A 16,581-nucleotide genomic window follows, 5' to 3' on the forward strand; every position below is an offset into this window, starting at 1 on the left:
TTGCCGATGCGACGAGCTCATCTATAAGCCCGGCTTATCGTCGCCAGCATCGCGGTTGCCGCGCACCTCGAAGCGGCTCGTTGCGAGCACCCGGCCGGCGGCGTCGAGCAGGTCGAGGCGGTGCGCGCCGACGCGCGGGCGCCACGGCAGCGCGGCGTCGGCCGGGCCCAGCGTTTCCTCGTCCAGGCGCCAGCGCAGGCCGCGGCCAGCCTGGGCCTGGAACAGCACGCGCTCGCGCGACGCCGGGATGTCCGGGTCGACGGCGAGGATGCTGCCGTCGACCGGATACACGATCTTCGGCGCGCGCGCCTCCTGGGCGACGGCTTCGACCAGCGGCGTCTCGGTGCCGCGCAGGAACCACTCCTGGCGCGGCGCCTCGTGCACCGGGGCGTAGCGCACCTCGCGCCGCACCAGTTCCTTCGGTGCCGCTCCCTGGTGCGCCGGTGCGTCGCGGTGCAGGTAGTCCATGACGTCGCGCCAGACCGGGGCCGCGCCGGATACGCCGGACACGTCCCACATCGGCTGGCCGTCGAAGTTGCCGACCCATACCCCGACCGTGTAGCGGTGCGAGTAGCCGACGCACCAGTTGTCGCGCATGTCCTTGCTGGTGCCGGTCTTGACCGCGCTCCAGTAGGCGGTGGCCAGGTCGCTGCGCAGGCCGAAGGTGGGACTGCGGGCGCCGCGGTCGGACAGGATGTCGCCGACGATCCAGGCGGCGCCTGCCTCCAGCACGCGTCGCTTTTGCTCGGGCGCGCGCGGGCGCAGGGTCACGCTGCCCGCCAGGCCGCCGTTGGCCAGCGTGCGGTAGGCATTGGTCAGCTCCAGCAGCGAGACATCGGCCGAGCCGAGCGCCAGCGAGGGGCCGTAGAAACCGGCGTCCTCGGTCAGCGACGTGATGCCGAGTTCCTGCAGGCGGCCGTGGAAGCGCTCGGGGCCCAGCAGCAGCAGGGTGCGCACCGCCGGGATGTTGAGCGAGCTGGCGAGGCTGGTGCGGACGCTGGCATAGCCCTTGAATTGACGGTCGTAGTTCTGCGGGACGTAGAGGCCGGCCTCCCCGGCCACGTCGATCGGGCTGTCGTCCAGCAGCGATGCGGCCGTGAGCAGGCGCCGCTCGAGCGCGAGCTGGTAAAGGAAGGGCTTGAGGGTGGAGCCGGCCTGGCGCAGCGCCGCTACGCCGTCGACCTCGTTGTGGCCGGCGTTGCCGACATAGGCCAGCAGCTCGCCGCTGGCATTGTCGATGACGAGCACGGCGCCGTCGCCCACGTTGCGCTCGTTCAGTTCGCGCAGGTGGCGGCGCAGCGAATCGAGCGCGAAGCGCTGCACGCCGGCGTCGAGCGTGCTGCGCACATCCTGCCCGCCACTGCCGAGCAGCTTGCGCGCGACCTGGGGCGCACTCTCCCTGAGCGCGGCCGCGGCCGGCCGCCCGAGCGCAACCTCGGTCTGCCATTCGATGGACGCACAGCCGGTGCGCAACTTGAGCTCCTGGGCCAGTGCGCAGGCGCGGCGCGCCACCGCCCTGGGCGCTGCGCCGGGTCCGCGCAGGAGCGCCGCCAGGATGCTTGACTCGCTCGCATCCAGTCCGGATGGCGCCTTGCCGAACAGCGCACGCGAGGCGGCGGCCACGCCCTGCAGCTCGCCGCGAAAGTTGGCCAGGTTCAGGTAGGCTTCCAGGATCTGCGCCTTGCTCCAGCCGTCCTCGATCTCGCGCGCGGCGATCGCCTGGTTGAACTTCTGGCTCCAGCTGCGCCCGGACGCTCCGGCGCGCAGTTCGGCGTCGAGCAGGCCGGCAAGCTGCATCGTGATGGTCGAAGCGCCGCGCGGGCGCTCGCGGAACAAGTTGTCCCAGGCGGCCTGGCCGACCGCGCGCAGGTCGATGCCGCCGTGGGCCATGAAGCGCTGGTCCTCGGCCTGCAGCACGGCCGCGCCCAAGGCCGGCGAGATATCGGCCAATGGCGTCCAGGCCAGGCGCCGCGCGCGCATGTCGATGCGCACCGACTCGATCGGCACGCCGTGACGGTCGAGCAATCGGGCGCTCGAGGGCTTGTACGCCGCCTTTACCTGGGCCGGCGTCGGCACCGCGGCGCCTGACGAGGCCGCCGCAACGGCCAGCAGCAGCGCAAGCGCCAGGCGCCGCATCACTGCCCCACGACGACGGCCGCGTTGGGCAGCTCGCCGAACATCTCGGGGTTGTACATCGCTTCGACCCGCGTCGGCGGCAGGCTGAAGCTGCCCGCGTTGTTCAGGCGCACCGTGTACTCGATGCTCCACTGCCCTTTCGGCACGAAGGAGTAATAGGCGCGGAAGGCGCCCTGGGTGCGCTCCTCGAATTCGGGCCAGACCCAGCCGCGCTGGCGCTCGCCGCTTGTCGCGATGCTGGAATCGCGCCCGAGGCCCGTGCCGAGGATGCTGGCGCTGGCCGGGATCGGGTCGTCCACCACCACCCAGCTCATGTCGGCCTGGGCGTCGATGGTGAGCTTCACGCGGTAGACGTCGCCGCGCATCCACATGCCGCTCTTCGCCTGCTCGACCGGCGTCACGCTGCGCACGATGCGGTAGCCGGCGTTCAAGGGCGCCTTCAGGGGCACGGCGGCCAGGCTCTGCACCGTGGCCCAGGGCTTGCCCGCGCCTTCGTGGCGCAGGCTCAGGCTCCCGCTGCCGGACTGGGGCCAGCCCTGCAGGACCGTGGCAGGCACCGTGCCGCTCCAGCTGGCGCCGGCCAGGACGGCAACGCTCTTGCCGCTCACCGGCGTGGCCTCGAACTGGTTCGAGAACTTCTCCATCGCCAGCACGCCCCAGGCGTTGGCCAGCGTCGTGTCCCAGTGGCCGCGCTGCTGGCGGCCCAGCGCCCCGCGCGCCAGGCGGCCCATGTCCGTCTGCCAGGCCGGGTTGTCGAGCATGGCCAGCAGCAGGCGGTTGGCGTTGCCGTCGGGCGTGGCCATCAGCCACCACCAGTCGTCGCTGCGCTCGGTCGAGAAGCCCATGGTCGTGCCCTGCAGGTTCAGGCGGGAACGCAGGATGCGCTCGGCCTGGGCCAGCCGGGCCGCATGCTCGCCCAGCCCTGGCGTATGCCGCAGCACCAGGTACCAGTCGATGACGGCCGAGGTCGGCCAGAGGTCGGGCTCGATGCGGATCGACTGCAGCCATTCCTCGCGCACGCCGCGGGTGCGCGAGAGCGCTTCGAGCGCCGCCAGCTTGCGTACCGCGAGCTCGCCGCTGCGCAGCGAAGCCCCGCGCGTCACCCGCCCTTCGACAAAGGCGACCAGGCCGTCCTCCATGCGCCCGCGCGCTTCCTCGTCGATCTCGTAGCCGGCTTCGTCGGTAACCGACAGCACATAAGCGGTCAGGCTGTCGCTGCCGCGATCCATCGAGGCGAAGTACTTGAGCAGGCCATCGTCGTCCAGGTGGGCCGGCAGCGTGGTGGCCAGGCCCTGCCACATCTTCTCGTCGCGCAGCGCCACCGCGCGCGAGGTGAGCTGCTCGAAGCAGGTGTAGGGGTAGGCGCGCATGTAGTCGCGCACCCCGGCCATGCTGCCCGCCAGGCGGGCGCTGATGGTGGTGCGCACGCCGCCGTGACCGGGCAGCGCGTCGGGTGGGCGCGCGACCTGCATGGTTTTGGGCGCATCGAGCTGCAGCAGCGTGGCCTGCAGGGTGCGCACCGGGACCGCGGCGCCGACCTTCTGGGTCACGCGCACGCTGTCGCTCGCTCCTTCGCCGGCGCCTTCCGCGCGCGCCTCGACCTGCCAGCGCAGGCTTTGCGCCTGCGGCACCGCATAATCCCAGCCGACTTCGCGCGCCGCGCCCGGCTCCAACGTCACGGCCTGCGCCGGCAGGGTGCGCGCCGCGCCGCCGTCGGCGCCGACGCTGGCGTTCAGTTGCACCCGCAGGCTGCGCTTCGAGGCGTTCCTCAGCGTGAAGCCGGCGCGCAGGCGGTCGCCCTCGCGCACCAGTTGCGGCAGGCCGGACACCAGCATCAGGTCCTGGGTCGTGCGCACCTCCGTCGAGCCGGTGCCGAACAGGCCGGCCCCGGCGCTGGCGACCGCCACGATCCGGAAGCTGGTCAGCGAGTCGTTCAGCGGCACAGGCAGCGCCGCTTCGCCATTGGCGTCGAGCTTCACCCTTCCCTGCCACAGCAGCAGGGTCTCGAACAGCTCGCGGCTGGCGCCGCGTCCGCCCCCGCCCCCATGCGCCACGGCCTTGCGCCCGAAGTGGCGCTTGCCCACCACCTGCATCTGGGCGGTCGAGGTCTGCACCTGCAGGCTGCGCTGGCGCATCATGGCGTCCAGCAGCTTCCAGCTCTCGTTCGGCATCAGTTCCAGCAGGCCGGCGTCGACCGCCGCCAGCGCCACTTCCGCGCCGGCGGGCAGCGCCTTGCCCCCGGGTCCCGTCACCTTCACCCGTACCCGGGCCTGCTCGCGCACCCTGTAGACCTGTTTGTCGGCGGCGACCTGCACCTTCAGCTCGTGCGCCGCCCAGCCGACCGGGACCTGGGCGATGCCGAGCTTGTAGGCCGGCTTGCCGAGGTCGACCAGGGCGGTCGGCTGCACGCCGGCCACGCGGCCGCGCACGACCATCGCCGACACGTAGACGTTCGGCGCATAGTTCGCCTTCATCGGAATCGTGACGGTCGGCTCCCTGCTGGAAAAGCGCCGCACCCAGGTGTCGAGGATGCCCTCGCGCTCGACCGTCACCAGGATGGTCCCGGCGCGGAAAGGCGCGCGCACCTGGAAGGTCGCGTCCTCCCCCGGCTCGTAGCGCTTCCTGGCCGGCAGCAGGTCGATGCGGTCGTTGTCCGAGGCCTCGAACCAGCCGTCGTCCTCGCCGCCCACCCACATGCTGGTGTGCGTCACGGCGGTGCGCCCCTCGGGATCGGCACTGCGGGCGCGCAGGATCAGGTTGCCCCGGGCCGGCGCCATCAGGGAACAGGACAACAGCCCGTCGGCGCCGGTGCGGCCGCTGCAGGCCGCGCCGACGCGCCTGATCTCGCTGCTGTTTTCGTAAGCGTAGAAGCCACCGACCAGGCGCCGCCGGTGCGCATGGCTCACCCGCTCGAAGACGTCGACCTCGACCTGGCTGCCGGCGGCCGGCTTGCCGTGCACGTCCACGACCGCCACCTGGAACTTGAGGTCTTGGCCGGCGATCCAGCTTCCGGTCCTGATGCCGACGGCGAGACCGGAGGGCCAGAGCGGCACGCGGGTCGAGGCGGTCAGGGTCTCGCCGTTCGCGTCCTGGTAGCTCAGTTCGGCCAGCAGGCTGCGCGGGCGGTCCAGCTGCGGCAGGTCGGGCACGACGATGCGCGCGCCGCCGTTGCGGTCCAGCGTCAGGTTCTGGGTACGCGCCGCTTCGGCGCCCTGCCGCCCGCCTTCGTCCTCTTCCCCAGCATCCTCGCCGTCTTCCTCCCAATAGCCGCCGTCGCCGCCCGTCCCTTCGCGCTCGACGCCCTCCTTCACGTCGCCCGCCGCGAAGGCAAAGCCCTCGAAGTCCGCGAAGCTCGTGTAGGCGTCCCCGAGCACGGTGCGCAGCTTGACCGGCGCCAGGCCCGCCGGACCGCCCGACAGGTAATTCACCTGGGTGTCGATGGTCACGCTGCGCGGCGCCACCAGCGGCGCGTCCGGCCCCTTCAGGACCGCCTTCATGGTCGGCACGCGGAACTGCTCGACCCGGAAGGTCCCGGCGACCTGGCCGCCGATGACCACCTGGTACTGGCCCAGTTTCGCTTCCGCCGGAATCTTCCATTCGCCAAGCGAGGTGCCGGCGCGGTCCCACTGGAGGGCGAATGCAGTCTTCTCGCCGCTGCCCGTGTGCACCAGCCATCCCTTGGCCGGCAGCGGCGCCTTGTCCTCAGCCGCCTCCTCCACCGGCCAGCCAGGTACGCTGCGCGGCGGCCTGTCGCCGGCGCGCACCAGCGCGATGCCTTTCGTGGTGCGGCGGCGCAGGAAGTGCTTCATGTGGACGGTCTCGCCGGCGCGCAGCAGGGTGCGGTCGAACACGGTCGCCACTAGGCGGCTGTCCTCGTCCACGCTCGAGGTGGGCAGGTTGAAGCGCCAGGACTCGATGCCGCGCTGCCAGTCCGACAGGGTGAAGGTGAAGTCCTCGCCGCTGCGCGCGCTGACAAAGAAGCCGCCGCCGCCATGGCAGTGGCTGGCGACCAGTTCGGCGCCGATGCGGGCGATGCCGTTGGCGTCGGTCCTGCCGCTCCAGAGCAGCTTGCCCGCGCAGTTGCGCACGGCGACCTCCGCGCGCGCCACCGGACGCCCCTTGTCGAGCGAGGTCACCCACACCAGCGAGGACTGCGCGCCATGCTTGAAGTGGGCCGCCAGGTTGGTCACCAGGGCACCGGCGTGGACATAGGCGGTCGCGCCCTTGCGGTTGATCGCCGCGCCCAGTTGCGGACTGCTGACTTCGACGACGTAGAAGCCGGGTTTGCGCAGCGGGATGCCGATCACCTCGAAGGCGCGGCGGCCGTTCGGCCGGGGCAGCGCGAAGCGCTCGATGCCCCCGCCCGCGCTGCTGCCCAGTACCGGTTTCGTCAGGCTCTCGCCGTACTGGTCGCGCGGTTCCCAGTCGGCGCTGCGCGAACCATTGAGCCGGCGCATCCAGGCGATCACGTCCTCTTCGCGGCTTACGCGCAGGGACGCGCCGACCGAGCGCACGGCCGTGGCCAGCGCCGGCTCGACATTGCGCACCGTGACCGGCAACATGCGGTCGCCCTTCGCCTCGATAATGCCGAAGGGCGCCGCGAACTTGACCAGCGGCGGCTGGCGGTCGGTGCGCAGGACCAGTTTTGCTTTCGCGGGCAACACCAGGGTGCGGCCGGCATCGTCCTTCAGGCCGGGCGGCAGCAGCAGGCGCAGCGCGCTGCGCTCGGGGAAAGGCCCGGGGAAAGACAGGCCGTCGACGAAGCCCAAGGTCTTTTCCTCCTTGCCGAAGGCGGGCGGGAAGCGCTTGCCGCCCGGCCCCTCGAGCACGATGGCCTGGGCATCCTTCATCGCCACCGGCGCGCTGAAGTTCACCCGTACCGGCAGGAAGGGCACGCAGCCGGCGCGGGCGTTGACCCGGTCGCAGCGGGCAGAGACGGTGAAGTCGGGGCGGGTGCGAAAGTCGAGATGCTGGTCGGCGCTGGTGGCGACGCCGTTCGGCGCCGCGATGCCCTTGCCCCAGACGAGGGCCATCTTCTGCCCGGCCGGCAGGGTGCGCCGGCACTGCACGACCGCCAGCGGCAGCTCCGTGCCCAGCGGCTCGATCGGCGCGCCCGCGCGCCAGCTTCGTCCCTGGGCCCTGGACCAGGCGCCCAGGTGGCGGTCGACGAACTCGCGCCGCAGGGCGACGATCTGCCCGCGTTCCTCGCCTTCGAGCACGCGCAGCGGTATTTTCTCGTTGATGCCTTCGGCCCGGCACCAGGCCGCGCGCTCGATGCTGTCGCGGCGCGCGGGGGCGTCGAGCGCCAGCACGAAGACCTGGTTCTCGTCGATGCTGCCGTCGCCGTTGTGGGGGCGCGAGCGCAGCACCGCCGGCCCGCCGGTCGTGAACCCGAACTGGCGCTGCCCCGCCAGGGGCTGGCCGGCCAGGTCGCGGCTCTCCTCGCGCAGCGTGAAGCGGCAGGCCGCGGCGCCCGGCAGGTCGGCCGCGAAGTCGTAGCTCCAGGTGCTGGCGTCGACCCAGCGGCCCTTGCCTCCGATCTTGACCATGCTGGCGCAGTCGGCCGTGAACGGATCCGGCGCGCGCGGGTCGCCGAAGGCCACCATCGGCTGCGAGAAGCGCGCAGTGACCTGGCTTACCCGCTTGACCTCGCCCTCGGGGGAAAACGATGCGACCTGCGTCTGGGCGGCGGCCGCGCCGGCGTACAGGATCAGGCTCAGGGCGAACAACACTCGGTGCAAGGCGCGCATCGGCTCTCCGGCAGTATGAAAACTGCCAACCTAGAACGGCACGCAGGGCGCGGGCTTGGCTTAGGTCAACAGCCTGCCGAGTGTTGCAAAAAGGTGCGAAAGTGTCAACGTAGGGTGGGCACGGAGTGCCCACGCGTTACGCGCGTAACCGGTAGCTGGAGGCCGCGATCTGTCGTCCGCAAAGTTTGCGATGGCTGCAAACCGGGACGGGGTTGAAGTTGGCGGGCGAGATGTTTCCTCCAACGCAAAATGGATGCGTACGCAACGCGTGGGCACGGAGTGCCCACCCTACGACTGCCGAGTGTTGCAAGAAGGTACAGAAGTGTCAGAACTCTTCCCAGCCGTCGCCAGCGGTAGCCGGCGCCTTCGCCGGGCCGGCAGGCTTCGCAGCCCTGGCGGCCGGCTTGGCCGCCGCAGGACGCGCTGCCGGCCTGGCCAGTCGTGGCGCCGCCATCTTCGGCGCCGGAGCGGCCGCATGCAGCGGGGCCTCGGCGATGCGGAAGGCGCCCACGGTGCGCGCCAGCGTCGTCGCTTCCTGCTGCAGCGACTGGGCCGCCGCCGAGGCTTCTTCGACCAGGGCCGCGTTCTGCTGGGTGGTCTGGTCCATCTGGGCGATGGCCGCGTTGACCTGTTCGATGCCCGCGGTCTGCTCCTGGCTGGCGGCGCTGATCTCGGCCATGATGTCGGTCACGCGGCTGACGCTGTGCACGATCTCGGTCATGGTCGCGCCGGCCTGGTCGACCAGGGCCGCGCCGTGGTGCACCTTCTCGACCGAATCGTCGATCAGCAGCTTGATTTCCTTGGCGGCGGCGGCGCTGCGCTGGGCCAGGCTGCGCACCTCGCCGGCCACGACGGCAAAGCCGCGGCCCTGCTCGCCGGCGCGGGCCGCTTCCACGGCCGCGTTCAGCGCCAGGATATTGGTCTGGAAGGCGATGCCGTCGATCACCGAGATGATCTCGACGATCTTGCTGGCCGAGGCGTTGATCGCGCCCATGGTCTCGACCACCTGGGACACCACCACGCCGCCCTTGCCCGCCACTTCCGAGGCCGAGCCGGCCAGCACGTTGGCCTGGCGCGCATTGTCGGCGTTCTGCTTGACGGTCGAGGTCAGCTCTTCCATCGACGAAGCGGTTTCCTCGAGCGCGCCGGCCTGTTGCTCGGTGCGCGAAGACAGGTCGAGGTTGCCGTCGGCGATCTCGTTCGAGGCGGTGGCGATGTTGTCGGTGCCGGCGCGCACCCGCGTCACGATCTCGACCAGCGAATCGTTCATGTCCTTCAGCGCGGCCATCAGGCGGCCGGTCTCGTCGTTCGAACGCACTTCGATGGTCTGGGTCAGGTCGCCCTGGGCCACGCCGCCGGCGATCTGGACCGCCGCCTGCAGCGGACGAACGATGGCGCGCACCAGCAGCCAGCCGAGCACGGTCGCCACCACGACGCCGAACACCAGGCCGGCAACGCACACCGCCAGCACCAGCTGGTAGATACGCTGCGACTCGTCGAAGTCGGCCCGGGCGGCCTGCTGCTGCATGTCCACCAGCTCGGTGATGGTCTTGCTCATCGGTTCGAACAGGCGCTGCGCCTCGCCGTTGACGATCCCCGCGGCGCGCGCGATGTCCTGCGCCCGGATCGCGGCGACCGCGGGTTGCAGGCCCTGCTCCAGGAAGGCCTTGCGCTCGGTGGTGAAGCGCTCGGCCAGCGCCTTTTCCTGAGGCAGCATGTCGGTCGCCATGTATTCGGCCCAGCGCGCCGCGATGCGCCTGGCGTTGGCTTCCACCAGGTCCATCCGCGCGCCGGTGTCCTGGGCGTCCGGCAGGATCGCCTTGCTCAGGTTGAGCTGGTTCAGCGTGATCAGGCGGCCGACGTCGTCGAGCTCGGCCAGCGCCAGCAGGCGGTCGCTGTACATCAGCTCGAGCGCGCCGTTCGCCTTGTTCAGGTTGAGGATGCCGATGGCAAAACCGACGATCAGCTCGAAGACGAGGAAGGCGAGCACGACGATCAGGCGCGTCTTGATGGTGAGGTTCTTGAACATGAGGGGCCCGTGAAAGGCAAACAGGTTGGTGGGCGGCAGGCCGGAACCTGCCAAGGCTCCTCTGATTATAGGAACAAGTGAATCCGTACGGAAACTTTCTCGCTAATACCCTACTGCTTTCATGGGTTTCTCGTCGTCCTGGCACAACAAGCATTGACACTTCCTCACCGCCCTGTCTGGCGTCGCACACTGCGGCCAGGCTGGTTTGCCTATAAAATGCTGCGACGCAATTTCTGCATATATCAGTATTTCAGCTGGCCAGCCAGCTGCTCGAGAACAAGAGGCAAGCATGACCCTTCCCATCCTCCTGAACCTGGCCGTCGCCGTGGCGGTGTGCTTCCTGCTCTACCGCATGCAGGCGGGCCACCAGTCCTTCACGCGCCGCGTGTTCACCGGCCTCGGCCTGGGCGTGCTGCTCGGCGCCGCGCTGCAGGCGATCTACGGCGCCGGCTCGCCGGAAGTCGGCGCCACCAATGCCTGGCTGGATGTGCTCGGCAGCGGCTACGTCAAGCTGCTGCAAATGATCGTGATCCCGCTGATCATGGTCTCGATCGTCGGCGCCATCCTCAAGTTGCGCGACGCGGCTTCGCTCGGCAAGATCAGCGCGCTCACCATCGGCATCCTGATCGCCACGACCGCGGTGGCCGCCGTGATCGGCATCGCGATGGCCAAGCTGTTCGGCCTGTCGGCGGTCGGCCTGACCGCCTCGGCGGCGGAAGTGGCGCGCGGGGAGTACCTGCAGGGCTCGCTCTCGACGGCCAAGGAAATTTCCCTGCCCTCGATGATCCTGTCCTTCATCCCGGCCAATCCCTTCCTCGACATGACCGGCGCGCGCAAGACCTCGACCATCGCGGTGGTGCTGTTCTCGGTCTTCGTCGGCATCGCCGCGACCGGCATCGCGGCCAAGAAGCCGAACGAATTCGCCTCCTTCAGCCACTTCGTGCACGTCGCCCACACCATCGTCATGCGCATGGTGACCCTGGTGCTGCGCCTGACGCCCTTCGGCGTGTTCGCCCTGATGACGAAAGTGGTCGCCGGCTCCAGCCTGCAGGACATCCTGAACCTGCTGAACTTCGTGCTGGCCTCGTACAGCGCCCTGTTCCTGATGTTCGGCGTGCACCTGCTGCTGGTCGCCCTGGCCGGCTTCAACCCGGCGCGCTTCGTGAAGAAGATCCTGCCGGTGCTCGTGTTTGCTTTCACTTCCCGCACCAGCGCCGGCGCGATCCCGATGAACGTCGCCACGCAAACGCGCCGCCTCGGCACGCCCGAGGGCATCGCCAATTTCGCCGCCTCGTTCGGCGCCACCATCGGCCAGAACGGCTGCGCCGGCATCTACCCGGCCATGCTGGCGGTGATGATCGCGCCCACCGTCGGCATCGATCCGTGGAGCCTGTCCTTCCTGCTGCCGCTGGTGGCGATCGTGATGTTCGGCTCGATCGGCGTGGCCGGCGTCGGCGGCGGCGCCACCTTCGCCGCGCTGATCGTGCTGTCCGCGCTCGACCTGCCGGTGGCGCTGGCGGGCCTCCTGATCTCGATCGAGCCCCTGATCGACATGGGCCGCACCGCCCTGAACGTGAGCGGCTCCATCACCGCCGGCACGCTGACCTCGCGCGCCCTCGGCGCCAGCAACATGGCGGTCTTTAATAGCGACGAGGAAACCAATCTGGACGGGGAAGAACAGGCCGCCTGACCCGCATTTTCCGCCACTGGTTAGCGAAAAGTATCGTGCGCTGACCCGCTGCCGAATCCGTCTATGATGACGGCATGTCAATATCAACGACGGGCAGCTCATGGAACAGAAGTGGCCACAGGAAATCTGGCTGGTCAGGCACGGGCAAAGCGCAGGCAACGTCGCACGCGACGTGGCCGAAGCCGCGGCCGGGCACATGATCGACATCGCCGAGCGCGACGTCGACGTGCCCCTGTCCGAGCTCGGCATCCGCCAGTCCCAGGCCCTCGCCTCCTGGTTCGCCGCGCTGGCGCCGAACGAGCGTCCGACCGTGGTCCTGCACTCGCCCTACGTGCGCGCCGCCGAGACCGCGAACATCCTGCTGCGCCGCCTCGAGCGCGATTCCATGCTGGCGGTGGTGGCCGACGAGCGCCTGCGCGAAAAGGAGTTCGGCATCCTCGACCGTCTTACCACGCACGGCATTGCGCACAAGTACCCCGAGCTCTACGCCCAGCGCCAGCACGTCGGCAAGTTCTATTTCCGCCCGCCCGGTGGCGAGAGCTGGTGCGACGTCATCCTGCGCCTGCGCAGCGTGCTCGACACCATCACCCGCGAATACTGCGGGGAGCGCGTGCTGATCGTCGCCCACCAGGTCATCGTCAACTGCTTCCGCTATCTGATCGAGCGCCTCGACGAAGCCAGCATCCTGGCTTTCGACCGCGCCGGCGACGTGCCGAACTGCTCGGTCACCTCCTACGCCTTCGACCCCAGCGCCGGCAAGCGCGGCAAGCTGGTGGTGCGTCTCGTCAACTTCGTCGCGCCGCTCGAGGCCAGCGGCACGCCGGTCACGGTCGGCAAGGACGTGCCGACGGCCCCGAAGGCCTGACGCCGAACCTGACCGCCCATCCATGAACGCCATCCACAGCGCACCCGCCATGCACGACGTCACCACCGACCTGCTGCGCGCCTGGCCCCTGCCGATGCCCGGCGAGGACAGCGACAAGGAAGTACGCGGCCACGTGCTGGTGCTGGGCGGCTCGCGCGAGATGCCCGGCGCCGTCATCCTCGCCGCCACCGCCGCCCTGCGCGCCGGCGCCGGCAAGCTCACCATCGCCACCGGGGCCAGCGTCGCCCAGCTGGTGGCGCTGGCGATGCCCGAGGCGCGCGTGATCGGCCTGGCCGAGACCGAAGCCGGCGGTTTCCAGCGCGAGGCCATCGCCCGCCTCGACCCGCTGGCCGACCGCGTCAGCGCGGTGCTGATCGGCCCGGGCATGCAGGACGAGGCCGCCGCCGCCGAGCTGGTGCACGGCCTGCTCGAGCGCCTGCAGGGCAGCAATACCGCCGTGGTGCTCGACGCCTGCGCCATGGGCACGCTGCTGCACGCGCCGCCCGGCTGGGACCCGAACCAGGCCTACCGCTTCGAGCAGCCCGTCATCGTCACGCCGCACTGCGGCGAGATGGCGCACCTGACCGGCGTCGCCAAGCCCGAGATCGTGTCCGGACCGGACGCGCGGGCCCTGGCCGCAGCAAGCGAATGGAACGCCGTCGTCGCGCTCAAGGGCGCACGCACCGTCATCGCCTCGCCCAAGGGCGAGCTGTGGCAGCACGAAGGCGGCAACGTCGGCCTGGGCGTGTCCGGCTCGGGCGACACGCTGGCCGGCATCATCACCGGCCTGGCGGCGCGCGGCGCCACGCTGGAACAGGCGGCCTGCTGGGGCGTCGCGCTGCATGCGCGCGCCGGCGAACGCCTGGCCGAACGCATGGGCGTACTCGGTTACCTGGCGCGGGAGATCCCCAACGAGATCCCCGCCCTGCTCGAATCTGTCGCCGGCTCGCGGGCCGGCGGCGCAACGGCCATCCGGCAAACGCCGGGGGAAACGGTTGGACGGGAATCCGTTTGACCGGCATCAAACTCCGCTAGTGGTATCGCGGAATAAAGCAAGATGTGCACAATGCGACGAACTGGCGGTAAGGATGCCAGTCTAATTTTTACAGTCGGATTCGTGCACCGAACGGGGCCGCGTGTTGCGTCGGTTCCCTGAGCGTTTCGCCAATGGGCCCAACGAAGCTCCATGGTGGGACTGAACTGGCGCCGTTACCCCTCCAGCGCCTCACCTGGAGACGACGGCACAAGATAGACGTGAACGAGGAGTATAAACAATGAGCGCAATGACCAAAGCACCAAAAATCCTGCTGACCGCAGCCCTCCTGGCAACCATGCTGGGTGCATGCAAGAAGAACGACACCGCCGGCACCGGCGGCGCCGGCGACACCTCGGCAACCGCGCCGAGCTCGACGTCGGGCACCAGCGGCACCACCGGCACCACGGGTGATACCGGCACCGGCGCAACCGGCACTGGCACCACCGGCGACACCACCGGCACCGGCGCAACCGGCACCGGCACGGGCGCAACCGGCACCACCGGCGATACCACCGGCACCGGCGCAACCGGCACTGGCACGGGCGCAACCGGCACCACCGGCGACACCACCGGCACCGGCGCAACCGGCACTGGCGCTACCGGCACCGGCTCCAGCGGCACCTCGGGCACGACTGGCACCACCGGTTCGAGCGGCACCTCCGGCAGCACCGATTCGTCGGGCACTACTGGCCGCTAATCCGGCCTCGCTTCACCGATCAGCAGGGCCCGTTCCGCGGGCTCTGCCGTTTCGTTCGTGGCACTACGCCGCCGGCATCCAGGCCGGCGCGGCGTGTCTATTTACGTGCTTTCCTGTCGCGCGCGTGTCCAGCGTGCGTTTCTATGGCGTCCCTGTCACGGGCGCACCATTTCCTCACCCTTTCTTTGTTCGCGACATCGTCCCCGACTGCAGGTCGGTGCTTTACGCTGCCCGCATCTTGCTGCGCCGGCTGATGCTTGCCAGGCCCAGGCCGAGTCCGAGCATGGCCAGGGAGGCTGGCTCAGGAACTTCGGTCGCATTCAGCCGCGCCGTTTCGGCAGCCTGGAATTTAACGACCCGGCCATTGGCGTTCAGGCGTTGACCGGTGAACGTTGCCCGCACATTGAAATCGTCGAAGTCGATGCTGGGACCCGAGTAGTCGAAATTGATCTTGTAGACCAGTGGGCTACCGGCCACGAGTGTGTCGTTCAGTTCCTCAAAACAGATTTGACCGCCGCCATTGCTGCCGCCGCATGCCACGCCATCCTGCGTCGACGACCCCGTCATGCTGGCGCCGTCCAGCGTAAAGAAGCGGTTCGCCTGGCCAGAAGGCCGCATGCTGGAAAACACCAGGCTCCGCAGGCTGTCAATTCCCGTCAACGTCCCGATGGCCTCGTCGGTGAAGATCGACAGGGTGAGTACATCGCCCTGGAACTGCGACTTGTAGGTCACTTCTCTCACCGTCGTGGTGGTACCGTCGGTAAAGATCGGGGCCGCCTGGGTCGAAACGGAAGCACAGGCCATCAGTACAGCAGCCGCCAGGATGCGGGGATTGCGAAAGCATATGGACATCAGATAGACCCTCTCAGTTATTTATAAAATAGACAAAGGAATTGTAAATATACACTGGTTTTTCATTTTTACAACAAATAATTGATCTTTTGTTATAAAAATTGCAGCCCAAGCATCTGTGCCCCTCCTCTGCTGCGCTGCCTTTCCGACGACACATCAAGCCTGCCCTCCGCCCTTTTTCTCCGAACGTTGGACCGCGCACGGAACGGAGGACCCTGCCACTCCAGAATGGCAACAACCGCGGCACTGCTGCGACACCCCACTACACATCGATAAGGAATACCACCATGAACCGCACGACTTCGCTACCGAAAATCGTCCTGGCCACCGCCGTCCTCGCCGCCCTGCTCGGTGGCTGCCGCAAGGACGACGCCGAACAGGCTACCGGCACCACTCCCGTGATCGAGGGCGCGAGCACCAGCAGCAGCGCCGGCCTGAGCGGCGGCACCGGCAGCACCGCCAGCGGCACCGACGATGTCACGGCCACCCAGAACGGCGGCATGAGCTCGACCGGTGGCGACACCACGAACGCCGGCGCGCAAGAGACCACCACTGGCGCGGCCGGCAACACCACCGGCGCCGGCATGGCGGGCAGCACCGGCACGACCGCCGCCGGCAACACCGGCACGGGCGTTGCAACCGGTACGGGCACGGGCACGGGCGCCAATACGCAGGACACCGGCGCCGGCACCACGACCACCGGCCAGTAAGCAAAGCCAGGGCCGCCCGGCTCGCCGAAGCTCCGGCAGCGGCCCAGCCGGATCACCAGTCAAGGACAAGGAAACACCATGAAGAAGACACGCACTTTCCCTACCATCGTACTCTCCACCGTGCTGCTTGCCGCCGTGCTCGGCGGTTGCAAGAAGGAAGATTCGGGCCAGGGCGGCGCCGGTGACGGCGCCCAGATCACCAATCGCGTGGAAGGCCAGGGCCAGGGCGGCGCCGAAGGCGTTGCCGGCGCAACGAGCAACTCGGGCGCACCCGGCCTTCCTGGCGGGGAATACAACAACAACATCACCCCGCGCACCGTGGGCGAGCACGAACGCGGCGCGCGAGAGAACGTGCCGGGCGCCATCGGCGGCGCCAGCGGCTTCAGCGGCGCCGAAGCGGTCGGCCCCGGCGGTTCCACCACCGGCGGCGCCAACCCGGGCGGCGCCCCGATGGCGCCGGCGCCGCAGGAAGGCACCAAGGCCGCCGGCCACACCGGCGACAGTACCGGCACCGGTCCGACCGCTACCCGCAAGGGCGAAGGCGACGCCGAGCGTACCCGCTGATCGTCGGCCCGGCTCCGGCTTGCGCAGGCCGGCCGCGAGCGCAACACCGGGCCAAGGTTGAAGTTGGTGGGCGATCAATGCCGGCCAACGCAGAAAGGACGCGCACGTAACGCGTGGGCACGGAGTGCCCACCCTACGACTGCCCCGCACGCGCAAAAAAAAGAGCCCGCATCAAGCGGGCTCTTTTTTGTAGCGCTTTCTTATGGCTCTTCTTTGTAGCTCTTTTTTCCGGCCAACGCAGGCCGCGCCAGG

General features: G+C 69.3%; 10 protein-coding genes. 6 read left to right on the forward strand and 4 right to left on the reverse strand.

Annotation, left to right across the window (positions count from 1 at the left end):
* Positions 1-21: 21 nt before the first annotated feature.
* The 3 genes from pbpC to ACSUZJ_RS17870 all read right to left on the reverse strand — a co-directional run bounded on the left by pbpC (position 22) and on the right by ACSUZJ_RS17870 (position 9,915).
* The gene (pbpC, locus tag ACSUZJ_RS17860; protein WP_499410363.1) at positions 22-2,136 is read right to left on the reverse strand and encodes a penicillin-binding protein 1C; all 2,115 of its coding nucleotides are present in this window, start codon (positions 2,134-2,136) and stop codon (positions 22-24) included.
* Positions 2,136-7,886 (reverse strand): alpha-2-macroglobulin family protein, encoded by a 5,751-nt coding sequence (locus tag ACSUZJ_RS17865; protein WP_499410365.1) that lies wholly within the window; start codon positions 7,884-7,886, stop codon positions 2,136-2,138. The genes pbpC and ACSUZJ_RS17865 overlap by 1 nt, the downstream gene beginning before the upstream one ends.
* A gap of 325 nt (positions 7,887-8,211) precedes the next feature.
* On the reverse strand, positions 8,212-9,915 hold the full coding sequence (locus ACSUZJ_RS17870) for a methyl-accepting chemotaxis protein (protein ID WP_499410367.1): 1,704 nt from the start codon (positions 9,913-9,915) through the stop codon (positions 8,212-8,214).
* A gap of 289 nt (positions 9,916-10,204) precedes the next feature.
* Between ACSUZJ_RS17870 and ACSUZJ_RS17875 the strand changes: the two genes are divergently transcribed.
* The 4 genes from ACSUZJ_RS17875 to ACSUZJ_RS17890 all read left to right on the forward strand — a co-directional run bounded on the left by ACSUZJ_RS17875 (position 10,205) and on the right by ACSUZJ_RS17890 (position 14,203).
* Positions 10,205-11,605 carry an L-cystine transporter gene (locus ACSUZJ_RS17875; RefSeq protein WP_499410369.1) on the forward strand — a complete coding sequence of 467 codons (1,401 nt, stop codon included), beginning with the start codon at positions 10,205-10,207 and terminating at the stop codon, positions 11,603-11,605.
* 100 nt (positions 11,606-11,705) lie between these two features.
* Positions 11,706-12,470 (forward strand): histidine phosphatase family protein, encoded by a 765-nt coding sequence (locus tag ACSUZJ_RS17880; RefSeq protein ID WP_499410371.1) that lies wholly within the window; start codon positions 11,706-11,708, stop codon positions 12,468-12,470.
* 22 nt (positions 12,471-12,492) lie between these two features.
* On the forward strand, positions 12,493-13,485 hold the full coding sequence (locus tag ACSUZJ_RS17885) for an NAD(P)H-hydrate dehydratase (RefSeq protein WP_499410373.1): 993 nt from the start codon (positions 12,493-12,495) through the stop codon (positions 13,483-13,485).
* Positions 13,486-13,744: 259 nt separating this feature from the next.
* On the forward strand, positions 13,745-14,203 hold the full coding sequence (locus ACSUZJ_RS17890; protein ID WP_499410375.1) for a hypothetical protein: 459 nt from the start codon (positions 13,745-13,747) through the stop codon (positions 14,201-14,203).
* A 222-nt stretch (positions 14,204-14,425) separates the two neighbouring features.
* Here the strand turns inward: ACSUZJ_RS17890 and ACSUZJ_RS17895 are convergent, their stop codons facing one another.
* Positions 14,426-15,055 carry a PEP-CTERM sorting domain-containing protein gene (locus ACSUZJ_RS17895; protein WP_499410377.1) on the reverse strand — a complete coding sequence of 210 codons (630 nt, stop codon included), beginning with the start codon at positions 15,053-15,055 and terminating at the stop codon, positions 14,426-14,428.
* Between the two features lie 287 nt (positions 15,056-15,342).
* On the opposite strand from ACSUZJ_RS17895, the gene ACSUZJ_RS17900 reads away from it, so the two are divergent.
* Both ACSUZJ_RS17900 and ACSUZJ_RS17905 read left to right on the forward strand, forming a co-directional pair.
* Entirely contained in the window at positions 15,343-15,765 is a 423-nt protein-coding gene (locus ACSUZJ_RS17900; RefSeq protein ID WP_499410379.1) for a hypothetical protein, read from the forward strand.
* 78 nt (positions 15,766-15,843) lie between these two features.
* Positions 15,844-16,329: a hypothetical protein gene (locus tag ACSUZJ_RS17905; protein WP_499410381.1), complete on the forward strand. Its 486-nt coding sequence runs from the start codon at positions 15,844-15,846 to the stop codon at positions 16,327-16,329.
* Positions 16,330-16,581 lie beyond the last annotated feature (252 nt).

This window comes from Telluria sp. B2 (genome assembly GCF_051789535.1).
Lineage (GTDB): Bacteria > Pseudomonadota > Gammaproteobacteria > Burkholderiales > Burkholderiaceae_D > Telluria.

What these genes read in the sequence shown, in the direction of transcription:
- ACSUZJ_RS17905 (WP_499410381.1), top strand. Translation starts at nt 15,844, where the DNA reads ATGAAGAAGACACGCACTTTCCCTACCATCGTACTCTCCACCGTGCTG.
- pbpC (WP_499410363.1), bottom strand. Translation starts at nt 2,136, where the DNA reads ATGCGGCGCCTGGCGCTTGCGCTGCTGCTGGCCGTTGCGGCGGCCTCG.
- ACSUZJ_RS17880 (WP_499410371.1), top strand. Translation starts at nt 11,706, where the DNA reads ATGGAACAGAAGTGGCCACAGGAAATCTGGCTGGTCAGGCACGGGCAA.
- ACSUZJ_RS17885 (WP_499410373.1), top strand. Translation starts at nt 12,493, where the DNA reads ATGAACGCCATCCACAGCGCACCCGCCATGCACGACGTCACCACCGAC.
- ACSUZJ_RS17895 (WP_499410377.1), bottom strand. Translation starts at nt 15,055, where the DNA reads ATGTCCATATGCTTTCGCAATCCCCGCATCCTGGCGGCTGCTGTACTG.
- ACSUZJ_RS17875 (WP_499410369.1), top strand. Translation starts at nt 10,205, where the DNA reads ATGACCCTTCCCATCCTCCTGAACCTGGCCGTCGCCGTGGCGGTGTGC.
- ACSUZJ_RS17870 (WP_499410367.1), bottom strand. Translation starts at nt 9,915, where the DNA reads ATGTTCAAGAACCTCACCATCAAGACGCGCCTGATCGTCGTGCTCGCC.
- ACSUZJ_RS17865 (WP_499410365.1), bottom strand. Translation starts at nt 7,886, where the DNA reads ATGCGCGCCTTGCACCGAGTGTTGTTCGCCCTGAGCCTGATCCTGTAC.
- ACSUZJ_RS17890 (WP_499410375.1), top strand. Translation starts at nt 13,745, where the DNA reads ATGAGCGCAATGACCAAAGCACCAAAAATCCTGCTGACCGCAGCCCTC.
- ACSUZJ_RS17900 (WP_499410379.1), top strand. Translation starts at nt 15,343, where the DNA reads ATGAACCGCACGACTTCGCTACCGAAAATCGTCCTGGCCACCGCCGTC.